We start from the raw sequence: 17,144 nt of genomic DNA on the forward strand, positions 1-17,144 counted from the left end.
GCCGATGACCATTTTGACCCGCCGCAGTTTCGTCGCCGGTGCCGCCACGGTCGGGCTCGCCCAGCCGTTGCTGGCGCTGCAGTCGCGCGGCGAGACGATCATCAACCCGCTGGTCCGCCAGCGCGCCGATGCGCAGATCGCGCTGCAGGCCGACGGCTTCTACACCTTCACGGCGTCGGTTCCCGAATATGACCGCGTGATCCTGCGGCGGGCGAAAACCATCGCCGGGCTGGCCACCGCGCCGGAGACGGTGCTGTGGCGTCGCCCCGCATCCGGCAAGATGGCGGGTCACATCTGGGCACCCGAGATCCACCAGATCGACGGCCGCTGGTATGTCTATGTCGCGGCGGGGAATGGCGGGGACGTCTTTCACATCCGCACCTACGTCCTGCAGTGCGACGGCAAGGATCCGGTGACGGGCAAATGGTCGGTGCTGGGGCAGCTCGAGACGCCGTGGGATACGTTCACGCTCGATTCGACGACCTTCGTCCACCGCGGGACGCGCTATCTCTGCTGGGCGCAGCAGGAGCCGGGGATCGAGACCAACTCCAACCTGTATCTCGCGCCGCTGGCGACGCCGACGACGCTGGCGGCCAAGCCGACCCGGCTGACCGTCCCGACGCTCCCGTGGGAGATCCAGGGGTTCAAGGTCGCCGAGGGGCCCGCGCCGCTGATCCGCAACGGACGCGTGTTCGTGACCTATTCGGCAAGCGCGACCGACTCGCGCTATTGTCTCGGCATGCTGACCGCGCGCGACGACGCCGATCTGATGGACCCGGCAGCATGGACGAAGTCGCCCGAACCGGTGTTCAAGACCGCGCCCGAACGCCGCATCTACGGCCCCGGCCACAACAGCTTTACCGTCGACGGGCGCGGGCGCGACGTGCTGGTCTATCATGCGCGCGATTACGACAAGATCACCGGCGATCCGCTGTACGATCCCAACCGGCATACGCGCGTCCAGACCTTCGGCTATCGTGCGGACGGTACCCCCGACTTCGGACTACCCGCAGCCAATGGGCCGCTATCGATCTGATCGTGCCGCCGGGGCGACGCCGGGGCGGACCGACTGCGCCTCCAACACGGCAGGGTCGCTCGCCAAGGCGTGAAGATAGGCGTGACGCTCGGGCGTGCCGACGCGCAGGCGGCCCAGTCTGCGGTTTTGCGCGCGGGTGAGGGTGAACTGGCGATAGCCCAACCGCGTGAGGCATCGTTCTGTCGTGTTGAGCATCACGACCTGGACTTCGGACAGCCGCTGTTCGGGGCGTAACCGCCGGACCATCAGCGCCTGTTCTGTCGCGAGTTCGGTGTCGGAAAGCTGCATGGTGAGGTTGCGCTCCGCGAACCGTTCGGCGGCGGCGAAGGCTTTGGTCGCGGGTTCGCCGGCAATGTCCGCATTCGCGCCGAGCCTGCCGCACTGAACCGCGTCGGCGCGATATTGGGTAAGCGGAACGCCGGCGCGTCCCCAACTCGTGCGTGGCGCAGATGCCGAAGCCGATGCGGAAACCGCAAGCAGCATCACAAGCCAGAGGCCGTTCGATGTGGAAGGCACGCGCGGTGATCCCTTCAAAAACCGTGGTGAGCCCGAACAGAACCGCAACGCTGGCTCGCACAAATCCTATTTGCCTAACAATTGAAGTCTAGCAAAATATTGATCTGTTCAGGATGCAGTAATCCATTCTGACAGGAACGGCTTGACCACGATCAGTTAGTCGGACAAATAGGATGGGAGAGTGAGTCCGACGGCAACAGCCGGACCGCTTGATGAGGAGAGGGGAAAATCATGAAGCGCTTCGCACTGTTCGTTTCCGCAGCACCGTTCGCATTGATCGCGGGGGCCGCCTGGGGGCAAACCGCACCGGTTGCGGAGCAGCAACAGACACCGGCTCCGAACGCGCAGCCCGGCGTGCCATCGGTCGCACAGACGGAGGCCACGCAGGCGGCGGAAGGCAAGAGCCCCGGTACCGAAGCGACCGAAAATCTCTCGCCCGAGGACGCCGGTGCGCAATCGGCAGACACCCAGGCTCCGGTCGCGGGCCCGCCGACGCCGGCTGTCCCGGCGGGCGATATCGTCGTCACCGGCTATCGCGGCAGCCTCGGCAGCGCGCAGGCGATCAAGCGCAACTCCGATGCCATTCTCGACGCCGTCGTGGCGCAGGATATCGGCAAACTCCCCGACAATACCGCCGCTGAATCGATTGCGCGCGTTACCGGCGTACAAGTCAACCGGTACAGCGACGAAGTCAGCCAGGTGATCGTGCGCGGTCTTCCCGACGTTGCCACGACGTTCAACGGTCGCGATATCTTCACCGCCGAACTCCGCCGGTCGCAGCTGCAGGATTTCCCGGCAGGCGCGCTCGCTGGCCTCGAAGTCTATAAGTCGGGAACGGCGGATCTGCTCGAGCCGGGTCTTGCCGGTCTGATCAACGTCCGCTCGCGGCGGCCGTTCGATTTCACCGAGAAGTTCGTCGTCGCTGGCGGAATCCGTGGCACCTACAACGACCAGAGCAAGAAATACGATCCGCTGGGCAATATCCTGGTCAGCGCGCGGACCGACACGGCGATCGGTGAGATCGGCCTGTTGGTCAACGCATCCTACGCGCAGTCGCAATATCGCAACGCCGTGCGCTTCGCGAGCGGCAACGTTCCCACCACAATCCCCGACAATGTGACGGTGAGCCCCAGCTCGGTCGGACGCGCCTTCCGTATTCCGGAACGCGTTGGCGTGTTCAACGACAGCGGCAAGCGCTGGCGCCCCGCGTTCAACGCCGCTGCGCAGTGGAAGCCGGCGGCTAACCTCGAGTTCTACTCCGACTTCCTGTACCAGGGGTATCGCGGTCGCGGTGCCAACGATCTGTATGAATCATCGCTGCTCAACAGCAGTGCGGCACTCTCCAACGTCGTCCTGCGCGAGGGCAATCCTGATCAGGTCCAGTCGCTGACCAAGACGGGGGGCGAACGCGGGCAGGCGTATCGCAGCACCAACGTCAACAACACGGATACCTATCAGGGGGCCGGCGGCTTCAAGTGGAACACCGGCCGCGCGCGTATTTCGAGCGATCTTGCCTATACGACCAGCCATTACGATTCGAACGAGTATAGTTTCGACATGGCGCAAACCACCGCGCCGACGATGGACGTCAACTTCTTCGTCAACGGCGGCAGTGCCTTCAGCCTCCCCGGTTACGCGGCCGACAACCCTGCCAACTACCTTTGGCGCGGCTATTACGAGAGCGTCTACCGGGTGAAGGGATCCGGCTGGCAGTGGCGTGGCGACATCGATCTCGACACCAATATCTCGCTGTTGCCGAAGCTGCAGTTCGGCGTGCGCTACACGGATCGCGATGCGTCGCTGCGCCGTGGCAGCCGCTACGCCTATACCGAGAATTTGCGCATTCCGCTGGCCGACACGCCCGCTGGCGAGCCTGAACTCACCGCAAACGCGTTCCGCGGGCAGACACAGGGCTGGACCAGCTGGCTGATGCCGACCCGTTCCGGGATCGAAGGCAATGCCGTGGCGCTCCGGCAGTTTTCGCAGCAACAGCTCCAGACCCTCGTCGCGGCCAATCCGAATGACGTCGGATATCGTGATGCGCTCCGCCTGTTCTCCACGCCGGAGGTGCAGCTCGATCCGTTGCAGGCCTTCCTCGCGAAGGAGCGGACCTACGCGTTCTATGGTCAGACCAAATATGAGTTCAACCTCGGTTCAGTCCGGGTGGACGGCTTGATCGGCGCGCGCGTCGTCAACACGGTCGGGCGGTATAGCGGTCAGGGAACGGTGCCGGTCGTGGTCAACGGCGTCATTCAGCGCGACGCCGGCGGCAACGTCGTCACCGCGGCACAAGCGATCTCGACCAAGGCCAATTATGTCGACATTCTGCCCAATGTGAGCTTGCGGTTCCGACCGGACGACAAGCTGCAGATCCGGTTCGCCTTCACCGAGACGCGCACCAAGCCTGACTTTGGTGCGCTCAATCCTGCAGTGACCTTGACCCCCAACGTATCGCCAACCGTGAATGCCGATGGTACACCGGTCACGATCCTGAATGATCCGCGTTTCCCTGCCAATCTGCAGGGCCGTCCGAACTATTACGGCAATGGCGGCAACCCGAACCTCGTTCCGCTGACGTCGAAGAACTATGACGCGACGATCGAATATTACTTCACCAAGAACGCGTCGCTGACCGCGTCGTTCTTCTATCGCGATCTGTTCGGCTTCCTGTCGGGGTACACACAGCGGTTCCAGGATCCGCTGTACGGCCTGATCGAAGTCAACGCCCAGGCGAACGCCGGCGCGGGCAAGATCAAGGGCATCGAGGTCGGAGGACAGACGTTCCTCGATTTCCTGCCGGGCATCTTCGGCGGGTTCGGCGTCCAGGGGAACATCACCTATCTCGATGGGAAACAGCGCTTCCCGGTGGATTTGAGCCCCGCCAACACGACGCCACCGCTCGTGGGGATTCCGGGGCTTTCCAAGTGGAGCTACAATGCCGCGCTGTTCTACGAGAAGGACGAGATCTCGACTCGCCTGTCGTATAACGGGCGGTCGCGGTTCCTGAACGGAAACCAGGTCGTCGATGGCGCTTATTTCGGCGAAGGAACCGAAAGCGTCACGCGCATCGACTTCTCGTTCAACTATACGCCGGTCAAAGCGATCACGTTGACGTTCGACGCTTCCAACCTGCTGGCGAGACCATTCCGGAACTATGCGCAATATGGCGCGAACCGTTCCTACCCGCGCGACGTGCGCGACGAGGGACGCTATTACGGCCTGGGCGCGCGGTTCCGCTTCTAAGCATGCCTGATGCGGCGGAGGGGCGTGGACCCTCCGCCGCGATTTGCCGGTCGGTCCGGAAGGGGAGTCCAACGATGCGCTTCGTCATGACGTTTTTGGCTATCGCGGGTACGCTGGCCGTGCCGGCGGCGGCCGATGCCCGCGACCTCTGGACGAAACAGGCGGCCAACACATGGTATGCGCGTCAGGCCTGGCCGGTCGGGGCGAATTACGTGCCGGCGAACGCGATCAACCAGCTCGAGATGTGGCAGGCCGAGACGTTCGATCCCGCCGTGATCGACAAGGAACTGGGCTGGGCCGAAGGCCTTGGCATGAACACGATGCGCGTGTTCGTCCACAATCTGCTGTGGGAGGCGGATCCCGAGGGTCTGAAGCGCCGGATGGACGCGTTCCTGAAGATTGCCGCGCGGCATCACATCCGGCCTGTCTTCGTCCTGTTCGACAGCTGCTGGGATCCCAACCCGGTCGCCGGGCCGCAACATCCGCCGATCCCGGGCGTCCACAATTCCGGCTGGGTACAAGGTCCGGGCGCGGCCAGGCTCGCCGACCGGCAGGGGCATCCGAAACTCATCGCTTATGTGAAGGATATCGTGGGCCGGTTCGCGAAGGACGACCGCGTGCTGGCGTGGGACGTGTGGAACGAACCCAATAACGAGGGCGGCGGCAACTACGTGCCGACACCCGACAAGAAGGCGCTCGTGGCCGAATTGATCGCGCAGGTTTTCCAGGCGGCGCGTGCGGCCGATCCGGTGCAGCCGCTGACCAGCGGGCTGTGGACGGGCGAGCATTGGGACGAGGCCGCGACGCTCGATCCGGTCGAACGCATTCAGGTCGAGAATTCGGACGTGATGAGCTTCCACGACTATAGCTGGCCCGAGAAGTTCGCGGCGCGCGCACGGCAGATGCAGAGCTATGGCCGTCCTGTCTTCTGCACCGAATATATGGCGCGAGGGGCAGGCTCTACGTTTGACGGTTCGCTGCCGATCGGCAAGCAAGGCAAGATCGCGATGATCAACTGGGGCTTCGTCGACGGGAAGAGCCAGACGCGGCTGCCGTGGGACAGCTGGAAGAAGCCTTACACCTTCGACGAGCCGCCGGTGTGGTTCCACGAAGTGTTGCGCAGCGATGGGACGCCCTATCGTGCGGCGGAGGCCATGCAGCTTCGCACATTGACGGGGCGCGGGCAGAAATAGTCAGCCCGGATCACAGCCCGGCGGGGACGCCGGGCTTATGCGGCGCATCCCGCCGAGCGTGACTCAATACCCCGGGCCGTTACTGTGCCGCCCAGCGGATCGCGTTGGTGAGCATCCGGTGATAGTTGGGATCGTCGTAGCTCTCAGGCGAATGGCCGAGCGCGGAATAGACGACGCGGCCTTTCGTCGTGGGATTGATCCACACGACCGGGTGCGCCCCCATCATCAGCTTGGCACCAGGGCGATACGACGCCTCGTCGATCCGCGCGAGCACGGTCATGCCCGCCGCCGCAGGGTTGGCGTCGAACGAATACCATTCGTCGACGGGCGACCAGGGCAGCTTGACGCCGGCCATGACCGGATGGCGCGGCTGATCCACGACGATCCGCGCGGGCTGGAACTGGTCCGGGCCGCCGGGATGGCCAATGAACTTCGTCCCGATGATCGTCTTGGTATACCAGGGTCCGGTATGGCTGTTGTCGCCTGCGGCATGCAGCGCCACGATCCCGCCACCGCGGGCGACGAAGCGTTCCAGGGCGGCGCTCTGGTCGGGCGTCATGAAGTCGCCGCTCGCACTGTTGAGCACGACGACCGAGAAATGGCGGAGCTGGTCGTCGTTGAAGACGGCCGCATTCTCGGTGACATAGCTCTTGCGGCCGAGGCCACGGGCGATGTCGGCGAGGACGACGTTGGAATGCGGGATATGTTCGAGGTGCCGCCAGCCGTTGGTCTTGGAGACGATCAGGACCGCACGGTTGAGATTCTCGGGCAGGACGGGTGCCACCGTATCGTACGTCTTGGTCGGCAAATGCGGGTTGGGCGCAGCCTGACCCATCGTGAGCAGCGCAACTATCGCCAGCATCTTGGACATCGTACGCCCTCCCTCTCATCGTTCCGGCGTCGTCGGCGATGCAGTGAAGACATCGGGTCTTCGCATGGCATCGCCGCTACCGTTGCTCAACGACTTGGCGCATCTGCGCGCCGAATGCCAGAGCATCGCGCACGGCCCCAGCGTCATTCGTGGCGCAGGGGCCGTGCGGACCGACTATTCGAGGTCGTTTTCGCTGATGACGATCGTTGCCTGATCGCTGTTGCGCGCCAGCGCGACGAGGCCCGCCTCGGCGACGGTATCTTCGAAGCGGTTGAACTGCTCGACCGCATCGCCGTCCGGCGCATCGCCGCTCAGCGCTTCGAGGACGGCATATTGCACCGCGAACTGATATTCGTCGCCATCGACCTCGCCGATGAACTCGACCAGTTTCTCGTCCTCATTGTCCATCACAGACGATTGAGAGATATCCATCTTGTCGGCAGCCATGCATTCACTCCAGTCTGTGTAGAGTCCACGGTGTGCGTTCGGCCGCAGCGGATCAAGATGTCGGTCGAAAACTTTTGTTGCTGCGCGCAGACCGGGGCTCAGGCCGCCTGCTGCGTGTCGGCCTGTCCAGTGTCGCCATTGACGACGAAATGCGCGGTGAAGCGCTGTGCATCGTTGGCCAGCGACTGCAATGTCAGCTTCAGCATCGCACCGGTTTGCTGCACTTCGTTGATCGATGCGAGATTCTGGTCAACCGACGAGGAGATCTGACGGCTGGCTTCGGCGAGCGTCTGGCTGCGGTCCTCGACCGCGGTGATGCGGCCGTTCAATTGCTCGATCGCGCGGGTCTGGCCGCGCGACATGGTGGCGACGCGGCCGGCTCCGTCGTCGAGGCTGTGGATCAGGGCACCGAGGCTCTCGGTCGTCTTCACCACCGACTGGATCTGCCCCTGCACCGCTTCGATCTTCGAGCGGACGTCGCGGGCGCTCGCGCCGGTGCGCGACGCGAGCATTTTGACTTCCCCCGCCACCACCGCGAATCCGGCACCCGCCGGACCCGCGCGTGCCGCCTCGATCGAGGCGTTGAGCGCGAGCAAATTGGTCTGCTTGGAAATCGCGGTGATGACGTCGACGATCTGCTCGATGCTCGCGGCCTGCTGCTGCGACAGCGCGACCGTCTCGTTCGCGCTACGAGCATGTTCGGTGATCGACTTGGCGGCGAGGCTGGTACCGGCGACTTCACGGTCGATATCGTCAAAGGCGCGCGCGAGCGACTGCGTTTCCTTCCCCGCTTCGAACATCTCGGTCGCGAACATGTCCGCAATGACGTCTAGGTCGTGCGCCAGCCGGCGATTGCCGTTGATCGCCCCCTGCAGGCTGGCGGCATTGGCCTCGAGCTGGATCATCGCGCCTTGCGCCTTGCGGATGATTCCGGTGACCTGGCGGTCGAATGCTACCGCCAGCTGCTGCAGCGTGCGTTCGCGCTCCTGCCGGGTCTGCGCTTCGAGGGCAGCGATCGCGTCGGACTGGCGTTGCTTTTCCTCCTGCGCGCGCAGTCGCAGTGTTTCCGCGCGCACCGCCAGCGTCTTTGCCTCCGCACGGTGGTCTTGGAAGGATTCAAGCGCGGTCACCACCAGCCCGAGTTCGTCGCGCCGTTTCAGCGTGGTGAAATCGATCTCGCGCTCGTTCATCACCGCTTCGGTCGCCGCCGCGATCCCGGTGATCGAGGTGACGATCGACCGACCGACGAGATAGGCCATGATCAGGCTGATCGCGGTGCTGACGACGAGCGCCAGCAGCAGGATGAGAATCGTGATCCGAGTGATCATCAGCGCACCGCCGGCCCCGCGATCCGCGCTCCGGATACCCGCGGCAGTGACTTGCCGGATCTGCACGTTGATGCGCTGCGCGTTGGTACGGAACGGCTCGATCATCGCGGACGTGCTGGCAAAGTCGATCGCGAGCATCGATGTCAGCACGTCGACGGTCGCGATATACTGGTCGAGTTCCCCGACGACGGGCTTCAACGCATCCGCCTGGTTCGGATGCGTTTGGCGGAACTGGACCAGCCGCAACCGGACATCGCGCAGTTCCGCCCGGATCACGCCGACCTGCGGATCGATCGTCACGGTCGGGTTTGCCGCCTTGAGCACGAGCAGGTGATAGACGTCGAGGTTGGCGGTATCGAACCGCTGCGTGATCGCGTTGAGGCGATTGATGTCCTGCATGTCGTGATTGACGATGTGGTCGACGCTGCGACCGGTCAGCAACAGCGCGGTGGTGCTCGCGATCGCCATTGCCATGAACAGCACCAGCATGATCGCGGGTGTTGCCGCGACCTTCGTCCTGATCGAACGGTTGGGTAGCCTCAACCGCTCCTCGAGCCGCTGGACCAGCCGGGGGAACGCGTCAAAGCGCAAGGCGTACCCCCGCCCGGACTCGCCGATCCGCCGGGATCGGCGAGACCGCAGCACCGCCCGCGAGCGCCAGATTCTCGCCCGCGGCGAACAGCTCGACCGCCTTCGTCACGCGGTAGCCGACGCGGGCGTCGAGCGTCACCGCGTCGCTGACCGGATACAGCAGCAACTGTGGCGTGGGCGAGAAGGCAAGCTGGCGCGACGCAGAGGTGTAGCGCGCCACTCCGCTGAGCGTCACCGGGCCGATGTCATACCCAAGCACGACATTGGCCTTGTGCAGCGGCGTGGTCGACCGCGGCGCGAGCGCATAGGGAATCGGCAATGTCACCGGAGGCAATCGATCGTCGGTGTGCGTCCAGGTGTAGTTCGCACGCCACGTCAGTTTTGCGAGCGACCCGGATGCCGCGAGTTCCACGCCGTAAGTGGTATAGTCGCCGACCGCGCGGAACCGTGCGACCAGCGAGGGCAGCGGTGACAGGAACAGCTCGGTCTGCAGACCGTCACCCGGCGATGCGATCGCGTCGCGGGTCCAGGTCGCGAACCCGGTCGCCTCCAGTTTCACGCCACCGAGCGGGTGGGTGTAGCCGATCTCACCGCTCCATACCGTGACGGGATCGATCTGCGGCGACCCTGCGACGAAGATCGGCACGGGGGAAGGAGTGATAATCGGAATGCGGATGCCGAAATTCACGAGAGAGGGAAGCTGATAAGCGCGACCGCCGTTGATCCGCAGCAAACCGTCGGCGCCGGTGTGGATCAGCAATGCCGCGTTGAAGCTGAACCGCGTGAAGGCGCGGTCGAACGCGGCGGGATCGTCATAGACCGGCTGCGGCATCGCACCCGACTGGTGGAGCCAGAGCCGGTCCAGCCGCCCGGCAACCGTGAACGACACTTGCTCCTGCGGGTGCAGGTCGAGCATCGCATTGGCCGAGGCGACATCATAGGAGATGCGCTGTGCGAACTGATATTCGGACTCGAGCCGGTTGTTGCGATATTCGGCCCCGAGCCGCAGCGTATTCGTCATGTCGAGCCGGATCAGCGACGACGCTTGGCCGACGATGATACGGTTCTTGTACTCGATCGGATCGGTCGCACCCGGCCCGGCACCGACGCCATACTGCGCATCCAGCCAGTTGACGTAGCCGTTGACGGTCACGCCGCCCCAGCTGGTGTCGCGGGTCGCCGATCCGTGAATCGTGTCGCTCGTATAGTCCTGGTTCGACAGCAGCTGGCTCGGCAGATATTCGACCTGACGATTGGTCGAATGGCCGCCGCCAAGCGCAACCTGCAGCGCGCCGAACGTGCCGTCGACATCGGCGGACAGTTGATCGCTCGCGACATCGAAGACCATGTCGGGGCGGAGCAGCGTCGACGGGATGCGGCGTTCGTCCTCGCGCGCGCGGGCGGCGGCGAGCTTGATCCCGATGGAAGGCGTGACCGGCAGCAGCACCGACGCCGCCAGCTTGCTGATGTCGTGGTTGCCAAGCTCGGCGGTCGCGGTCGCCGCGGGGGCGGACGTGCCCCGCCGGGTGATGATATTGACGACGCCGCTCGCGGCATTGAAGCCGTACAGCGCGTTCGCCGGGCCGCGGACCAGCTCGATCTGCTGGATTTCCTCGAGCTGGACGCCGAGCAGGTTCCAGTCGGTCATGCCGTAATGGTCGAGATAGACCTGCCGGCCGTCGACCAGGACAAGCAGCTTGGCATTGTAGGTCTGAACCCCACCGCGCACCGCGACGTCAGTCTGCCCCGCCGTCCAGCGGTTGACGTCGATTCCCGCGAGCGTCTTGAGCAGTCCGGGCACGTCGCGCGCCGGCGAGCGCGCGATGTCGTCGCGCGTGACGATCGTCGCGGAGGCGGGCAGTTCGGATGCGCGTTGCGGCGTGCCCGTAACGCTGGTCGTGACCGGCTCGCCGACGGTTGCCTGCAACGCCTGGTAATCGACCGCCTGGGCAAAGGCGGCAGCCGGGCTCAGCGCGGCGCCGATCGTGAGGACCGTGCGCAAGCTATGGATACGCAAAGGAGCAAACATCTCAGATTTCCTTGACCAGCATCAGGAATGCCGAGCCGAATCGGATTTTTGAGGCGCGCGCGGCGGCGCGGTTGACGATGATCTGGGTCTTGGGCGCCGAGGTGATGCCGACCACGCACCGGCTCGCCTGGACACAGGCCGTGTCGGACGAGATCGTCAGGACCGACGATCTGACAGCCGCGGCGGCGATTCCGCCCTGTTCGGCGCGCAACCCTGTGGTGACGAAGGCGATGTCGAAGCCGCTCAACGAGCCCATCGTGCCGATCGGCAGACGGCGGGCGCGAATCGCACTGCGTCCGGCGGCGAGACCCGATCCGATCGAGCGTTCGATCGCATTGGCTTCCGCTTCCGAGGCCGCATTGTCGGGATCGAACAGGATCGCCGCCGCGACCGTTCCGCTCGGCGGCGGCTGAAGGAAGGAGACGACTCGCGCCGCGATCGGCACGTTGAGTTCCGCGCTCGACGGCGCGGCCACGACCAGCACCATAACGGCGCACATGGATGACCAGGATTTGAACACGCTACCCCCTACACGACGATCAGCGTCATCGCAGGCGGGCGTCTCCAATCGGTTAACACGGCGGTTAAGTGGCGGTTAGGTGGGCAATATTCTGGACCTGCGGTCGCTGTGCGCATTCAGCACGAGGGGCTTTCCTCGTCATGCTTCAGGCGATTTCGCTGCGCGTCAGACCTCAAGCGTGCGGCCGTGGCGACCGGCGAGGTCGACGATGTAATGCCATGCGACGCGTCCAGAACGACTGCCGCGGCGAGTCGCCCAGCCGACTGCATCCGTGGGGTCGAACGGCAGGTCGTGCGCGGTCGCATAAGCGCGGACGATCGCCAGATAGCCGTCCTGATCGACGACATGGAACCCGAGGCTCAGTCCGAATCGGTCCGCCAGCGCAAGGCCGTCATCGGCGGCGTCGCGCGGATTGACCGCGTTCGGCTGGTCGATCAGGTCGCGCGGGACGAGATGGCGGCGGTTCGACGTGACCACGAGCCGCGCATTGGCCGGCCGCGCCTCCGCGCCCCCATCCAGCATCGAGCGCAGCGCGCGCCCGTCGGCGGCCGCATCGAACCCGAGATCGTCGAGGAACAGTAGGAATGCCCGCGGAACGTCCGCGATCAGGCGGAACAGCGCGGGCAAGGTATCGAGCTGCGGCGTGACGATCTCAATCAGCGCGAGGTTTCCGTCGGCCGCCTGCACTGCGCCAGTCACGCTCTTGACCAGCGCGGACTTGCCCGACCCGCGCGCGCCCCACAGCAGGACGTCGTGGGCGGCGGCACCGTCCGCCAGACGCTCCGCGGTCGCGAGTAGCGCGGCTTTCTGGGCATCGATGCCATGCAGCCGGTCGAGTGGCAGCGGGCGAAACGCACGCACCGGTTCGAGCGCCACGCCGCGCCAGACATAAGCCTGGTGCGCGGACGGATCCGTCGACTCTGCCTGGGGCGGGGACAGGCGTTCGAGCGCGGCGGCGATACGGGCGAGCGGTTTGGTCATCGCCGGAGTGCTACACGCCGCGGCGGGGTATCGCCAGCAGGAGCACGGCATTGCGGATTGTAATGCCCGAACAGTCTGATGATCTTGCGTGTACCCTGCTTGCCCCGACGGAAGCCCGCCAGGGACTCCGTCGAGGCTAGAGGCCGATCTGGCGGAAATCGACAAAGAAGGGTTGAAGGCGGGAGCCCGCGCGGGCATCGCGGGTTATCAGGTGTAAGCGCGCGTTATAGCGAGCGGAGAAGAGGAATTTTGTATGTCGCAGTCCACGTCGATCGTTCCGGTTATCCTGTCGGGCGGATCGGGGACTAGACTGTGGCCGATGTCGACGCCCGAGATGCCCAAGCAGATGCTGGCACTGACGGCGGACGAAACGATGCTCCAGCTGACTGCGCTGCGCGCACAGGGGGAGACGTTCGCCGCGCCGATCGTCGTGGCGAATGCTCGCCATGTGGACATGGTGGAAGCACAGCTGGAGGCGATTTCCGCTGCACCGCAGGCGCTTATTCTCGAACCGGCCGGGCGCAACACGGCACCCGCGATCGCGCTGGCGGCGTTGGTGGCGGCAGGCGATGCGCCGCTGCTCGTGACGCCGTCGGATCACGTGATCCTCGACGTGCCCGCCTTTCATGCGGCGATCCAGGCGGCGTTGCCGCTGGTCGAGCAGGGGTGGCTGGTGACGTTCGGGATCGATCCGCAAGCGCCGGAGACGGGCTATGGCTGGATCCGCATCGGTGAGGAAATCTCTGGAGGCGTCCACCGCGTCGCCAATTTCGTCGAGAAGCCGCCGCGCGATGCCGCCGAGGCAATGCTGGCGGCGGGCGATCACGCTTGGAACGGCGGGATCTTCCTGTTCCGCGCCGATGCGTATCTTGCCGCACTCGCGACCCACGCGCCCGAGATGCTCGCCGCCTGCGAGAAGGCGATGACGAGCGCGCGCCGCGAGGGAACGCGCGTGTTTCCGGATGCAGCGGCGTTTGCGGCGGCACCGTCCGATTCGATCGATTATGCGGTGATGGAAAAGGCCGAGCGCGTCGCGGTCGTCCCCGTCAGCATGGGGTGGAGCGATCTCGGCAGCTGGGATGCGCTCCACGAAATCAGCGAGCGCGATGCCGACGGCAACGCGCACGGTGGGCAGGGTGACGGCGAAGTCATCGCGATCGACACCAAGAACTGCCTCGTTCGCAGCGACGGCGCGCGGGTCGCGCTGGTCGGGGTCGAGGATCTGATCGTCGTCGCCAGCGGCAAGGACATCCTGATCCTCCCGCGCGGGCGGAGCCAGGAGGTCAAGGCGCTGATCGAGGCGATGAAGCGCTGATACGAAAGCGATCCCCCCGCCGCGGGTGCGGCGGGGGGATGGGCATCAGAAGGCCAGCTGGACGCCGACGCGGAAGCTCTGGCGATAGCGTTCGTTCTCGATCACCTGGGTCTTGACCGCCTGATACCGGCGCCAAGGGGAATCGAGCAGATTGCTCGCCTCGACGAACAGCGTGTACGCCTTGACCGGCGAGAAGCCGATCCGCGCGTCGAGTGAGTTGTTCTCACCCGTATATTGATCGGTCGCGATCGAATCCCCCAGCGTGTCGAGATAGGCCGATCGATAGGTATAGGCGAGCCGCGCGGTCAGGCCGTATTTCTCGTAAAAGATCTGCGCGGTGCCGATGTATTTCGACTGGAGGAAGTTGGGCACCTTGTCCGCGCGATTGGGGACGCCGCGCGCCGACCCGTCGGTATAGGTGAAGTTGCCCGACACGCCGAGACCATCGAGCGGCGAGGGCAGGAAGTGCAGCTGCGTCTGCAGGTTCGCCTCGACCCCGTAGAGCTCGGCGCTCTGCGCGTTGATCGGTTGGGTCACCAGCGCGTTGCTGAAGGTGACGCCACCGAACGTCCCCGCGCGGTTGAGCCCCGCGGTGAAGATCGGATCGTCGAGATGCTTGTAGAAGGCAGCGACCGACAGGATGCCCTGGCCCGGCAGGTAATATTCCGCCGACAGATCCCCCGCGACCGCCTTGTACGGCTTGAGCTCGGGGTTGCCGAGCGCGACCACGCCGCGGTTGTTCGTCGTGTCTGATACGCTCGTATAAGGTGCCAGGTCGGCATAATTGGGGCGGCCGATCGCGGTGGTCGCCGCCGCGCGCAGCACCAGCTTGTCGGTCGCGTCGAAGCGGACGTTCAGGTCCGGGAAGGCGTTGGTGTAGCGCCGCGTATTGACAACGTTGAAGCCTTGGCTCGCGGTCGAGGCGGTGGTGAAGGACTTGCCCCTGTAGGTGCCGTCGGTGTGCTCGACCCGGACGCCCGGGATGATGGTGAGCGCGTCGAGCTTGAACGTGCCCATGACGTAACCGGCAAAGACCTTCTCGCTGAGGTCGTAATCGTTGACCAATGAGTTGGCGAGGCTGCCTGCCGCGTCGAGCGTCCGCGCGCCGGGGTTGGTGACGGTGTAATAGGTCTGCGCGCGATCGTAATCGATCCGCGGACCGACCGCATAGCGACCGTCGTAGATCGTGCTGCCGTCGTTGCTCGACGCGCCGGTCGTCGAAAGATTGCCCGCGGTCAGATTATACTGCTGGAAATCGCGGTTGTTGGTCTTGTCGGTCTGCTGGAACTTGCCGCCGAGCTTGATGGTGCTGTCGCTGCCGAGCCCGATCGGGACGGTCAGGTCGGCGCGGCCCTGGTACAGATCCTCCGCGGCGCGACGACGATCGTAATTGACGCGGTAGCCGCTGAACAAAGCGGGGTTGGTCGATGTCGCATTGGCGGTGTTGACGGTGAACAGCGGATCGCTGCGATCGAGCGACAGGCCGGTAAGCGCGGTGCTGCCGGTGCGGAACGAATATTCCGAGCGGAGCGGGTCCTTCTTGAGCGCCTTGCTGTAGGTGCCGCTGACTTCGAGCTGGGATCCGCCGAACCCGAACTTGCCGCCCAACTGGCCGGTGAAGGTCGAATCGTCCTCGTTGCGCAGCCGCAGGAAGCGCGTCCCGCGCGAACTGAACGTACCCCCCGCCGCGACCGTCGCGGTCTGCGGGATCTCGATGCGGAACTGGTCGCGCGTCTCGTGATCCTTGAACGCTGAATAGAGCGTGCGGAGATAGACGCTGGTGGTCGCGTTCGGGCGCCAGTCGAAATTGCCGACCGCGCCGTAGCGGGTGCGCGTCAAATTGTAATCGCGGACGCGGTAATCGTCGGGGACCGCGACGCCGTTGACCGTCTTCCAGTTGGACGATCCCTGGAAATTCTCGGACTCGATCGGGCGGCGCGAGTAATTGGCCGAGAGCACGACCCCGAAGGTCTTGTCCGCACCGAAGCGCGAGCCAGCGGTGATGTCGCCCTCATAAGGGCTGCGGCTGTTGAGATTGTTGTAGCCGTTGACCAGCCGCGCGTTGGCGAACGCCTTGGTCCGGTCGAATGCGGTGAGCGTGTCGATGTCGACTTGCCCCGCGATCGCATTGGCGTCGCGATCGGGGGTGAGCGACTTGATGACGGTGACCGAGCCGATCAGCGAGGACGGGATATCGTCGAGCTTGACCTGCCGTCCCTCGGGTTCGGGGGCAGGCGCAGTCTGGCCGTTGATCGTGACGTTAGCGAGGTTGGGGTTTGCCCCGCGGATGATGACGTAGCGGCCCTCGCCCTGGTCGTTGGCGATCGAGATGCCGGGCAGGCGACGGACCGCTTCAGCGACGTTCTGGTCGGGCAGCTTGCCTACGTCATTCGCGTTGAGCGTATCCTGGATGACATTCGACGTCCGCTTCGCTTGCAGCGCGCGGCGGTCGGCGGCGCGCTGGCCGGTCACGACGATGTCGTTGCCCGCGGGGTCGGCGATCGGCGCTTCGAGCCGGAACTCCACGACGGTCGGGGCATCGCTCGACACCGCCGCGCGCGTGGCGCGGGGGTAGCCGACGTAGCGGAAGGTCAGCTCGACCGGGCCGGCGGGAAGATCGCGCAGGACGAACATGCCGTCGTCGTCGGCGACCGCGCTGCGGTCGCCTGCCGTGACGGTCGCGCCCGGAAGCGCGTTACCCGTCGCGGGATCGACGACGCGCCCGGCGACGTCTGCGGCAAACGCCGTGGTTGCGGTCGAAGCGAGCAGGGCAGCACAAAGCGCCGCCCGTGGCGCGCATGTGCGCGCCCGGAAGTTTCCGAACATTAGCGATTTCCCCTGACAAAGGCCGGGGGTTCCCGGTCCTTCGTGATCCTGGCGCGCTACCCGATGTTCATGACGGCAGCGTGACGGTCGGGCGGATCACGTGGGAATCGTGCGCCTTTCCTGCTCCATACGAAAAGGGCCGGGGGATTGCTCCCCCGGCCCTTCGCGTTGGTCCAGCCGATGGTGGCCGGGCAGGTCCGGTTTCTCCGGATCCGTCGGGCCCGCGTGGCTTTCGCCGACGCAGGCCC

At 65.1% G+C, this 17,144-nt stretch carries 11 protein-coding genes and 1 pseudogene; 4 read left to right on the top strand and 8 right to left on the bottom strand.

Annotation, left to right across the window (positions count from 1 at the left end):
* Window positions 1-4 precede the first annotated feature (4 nt).
* A pseudogene (locus tag AC3WJR_RS16715) lies at window positions 5-1,027 on the top strand (glycoside hydrolase family 43 protein); the annotation flags it as partial.
* Here the strand turns inward: AC3WJR_RS16715 and AC3WJR_RS16720 are convergent.
* Window positions 1,025-1,552 (bottom strand): hypothetical protein, encoded by a 528-nt coding sequence (locus AC3WJR_RS16720; RefSeq protein ID WP_492726348.1) that lies wholly within the window; start codon window positions 1,550-1,552, stop codon window positions 1,025-1,027. The pseudogene AC3WJR_RS16715 and the gene AC3WJR_RS16720 overlap by 3 nt on opposite strands.
* A gap of 231 nt (window positions 1,553-1,783) precedes the next feature.
* On the opposite strand from AC3WJR_RS16720, the gene AC3WJR_RS16725 reads away from it, so the two are divergent.
* Together AC3WJR_RS16725 and AC3WJR_RS16730 are read left to right on the top strand one after the other, a co-directional pair.
* Complete coding sequence (locus tag AC3WJR_RS16725) at window positions 1,784-4,795, top strand: TonB-dependent receptor (RefSeq protein WP_492726350.1); 3,012 nt, start codon at window positions 1,784-1,786, stop codon at window positions 4,793-4,795.
* A gap of 86 nt (window positions 4,796-4,881) precedes the next feature.
* Window positions 4,882-5,988 (top strand): cellulase family glycosylhydrolase, encoded by a 1,107-nt coding sequence (locus AC3WJR_RS16730; protein WP_492726352.1) that lies wholly within the window; start codon window positions 4,882-4,884, stop codon window positions 5,986-5,988.
* A gap of 79 nt (window positions 5,989-6,067) precedes the next feature.
* On the opposite strand, the gene AC3WJR_RS16735 is transcribed toward AC3WJR_RS16730, so the two are convergent.
* The 6 genes from AC3WJR_RS16735 to AC3WJR_RS16760 form a co-directional block, all read right to left on the bottom strand.
* Window positions 6,068-6,859, bottom strand: coding sequence for a ThuA domain-containing protein (locus tag AC3WJR_RS16735; RefSeq protein ID WP_492726354.1), 792 nt, complete (start codon window positions 6,857-6,859; stop codon window positions 6,068-6,070).
* Window positions 6,860-7,033: 174 nt separating this feature from the next.
* Window positions 7,034-7,306: a hypothetical protein gene (locus tag AC3WJR_RS16740; RefSeq protein ID WP_354283218.1), complete on the bottom strand. Its 273-nt coding sequence runs from the start codon at window positions 7,304-7,306 to the stop codon at window positions 7,034-7,036.
* Between the two features lie 98 nt (window positions 7,307-7,404).
* A complete protein-coding gene (locus tag AC3WJR_RS16745) occupies window positions 7,405-9,225 on the bottom strand; it encodes a methyl-accepting chemotaxis protein (protein WP_492726357.1) in 1,821 nt (606 codons plus the stop codon).
* Window positions 9,215-11,254 carry a TonB-dependent receptor plug domain-containing protein gene (locus AC3WJR_RS16750; protein WP_492726359.1) on the bottom strand — a complete coding sequence of 680 codons (2,040 nt, stop codon included), beginning with the start codon at window positions 11,252-11,254 and terminating at the stop codon, window positions 9,215-9,217. The genes AC3WJR_RS16745 and AC3WJR_RS16750 overlap by 11 nt, the downstream gene beginning before the upstream one ends.
* A 1-nt stretch (window position 11,255) precedes the next feature.
* Complete coding sequence (locus AC3WJR_RS16755; protein WP_492726361.1) at window positions 11,256-11,753, bottom strand: YfiR/HmsC family protein; 498 nt, start codon at window positions 11,751-11,753, stop codon at window positions 11,256-11,258.
* A gap of 186 nt (window positions 11,754-11,939) precedes the next feature.
* The gene (locus tag AC3WJR_RS16760; RefSeq protein ID WP_492726363.1) at window positions 11,940-12,755 is read right to left on the bottom strand and encodes an ATP-binding protein; all 816 of its coding nucleotides are present in this window, start codon (window positions 12,753-12,755) and stop codon (window positions 11,940-11,942) included.
* A gap of 253 nt (window positions 12,756-13,008) precedes the next feature.
* Between AC3WJR_RS16760 and AC3WJR_RS16765 the strand changes: the two genes are divergently transcribed.
* Window positions 13,009-14,070 carry a mannose-1-phosphate guanylyltransferase/mannose-6-phosphate isomerase gene (locus AC3WJR_RS16765; protein ID WP_492726365.1) on the top strand — a complete coding sequence of 354 codons (1,062 nt, stop codon included), beginning with the start codon at window positions 13,009-13,011 and terminating at the stop codon, window positions 14,068-14,070.
* 45 nt (window positions 14,071-14,115) lie between these two features.
* Here the strand turns inward: AC3WJR_RS16765 and AC3WJR_RS16770 are convergent, their stop codons facing one another.
* The gene (locus AC3WJR_RS16770; protein ID WP_492726367.1) at window positions 14,116-16,896 is read right to left on the bottom strand and encodes a TonB-dependent receptor; all 2,781 of its coding nucleotides are present in this window, start codon (window positions 16,894-16,896) and stop codon (window positions 14,116-14,118) included.
* Window positions 16,897-17,144 lie beyond the last annotated feature (248 nt).

The sequence above is a fragment of the Sphingomonas sp. FW306-05-A genome (assembly GCF_058782275.1).

Bases quoted from the DNA above. Each gene is read 5' to 3' on its own strand.
- AC3WJR_RS16770 (WP_492726367.1), bottom strand. From the start codon at position 16,896: ATGTTCGGAAACTTCCGGGCGCGCACATGCGCGCCACGGGCGGCGCTT.
- AC3WJR_RS16735 (WP_492726354.1), bottom strand. From the start codon at position 6,859: ATGTCCAAGATGCTGGCGATAGTTGCGCTGCTCACGATGGGTCAGGCT.
- AC3WJR_RS16760 (WP_492726363.1), bottom strand. From the start codon at position 12,755: ATGACCAAACCGCTCGCCCGTATCGCCGCCGCGCTCGAACGCCTGTCC.
- AC3WJR_RS16755 (WP_492726361.1), bottom strand. From the start codon at position 11,753: ATGTGCGCCGTTATGGTGCTGGTCGTGGCCGCGCCGTCGAGCGCGGAA.
- AC3WJR_RS16750 (WP_492726359.1), bottom strand. From the start codon at position 11,254: ATGTTTGCTCCTTTGCGTATCCATAGCTTGCGCACGGTCCTCACGATC.
- AC3WJR_RS16730 (WP_492726352.1), top strand. From the start codon at position 4,882: ATGACGTTTTTGGCTATCGCGGGTACGCTGGCCGTGCCGGCGGCGGCC.
- AC3WJR_RS16740 (WP_354283218.1), bottom strand. From the start codon at position 7,306: ATGGCTGCCGACAAGATGGATATCTCTCAATCGTCTGTGATGGACAAT.
- AC3WJR_RS16725 (WP_492726350.1), top strand. From the start codon at position 1,784: ATGAAGCGCTTCGCACTGTTCGTTTCCGCAGCACCGTTCGCATTGATC.
- AC3WJR_RS16765 (WP_492726365.1), top strand. From the start codon at position 13,009: ATGTCGCAGTCCACGTCGATCGTTCCGGTTATCCTGTCGGGCGGATCG.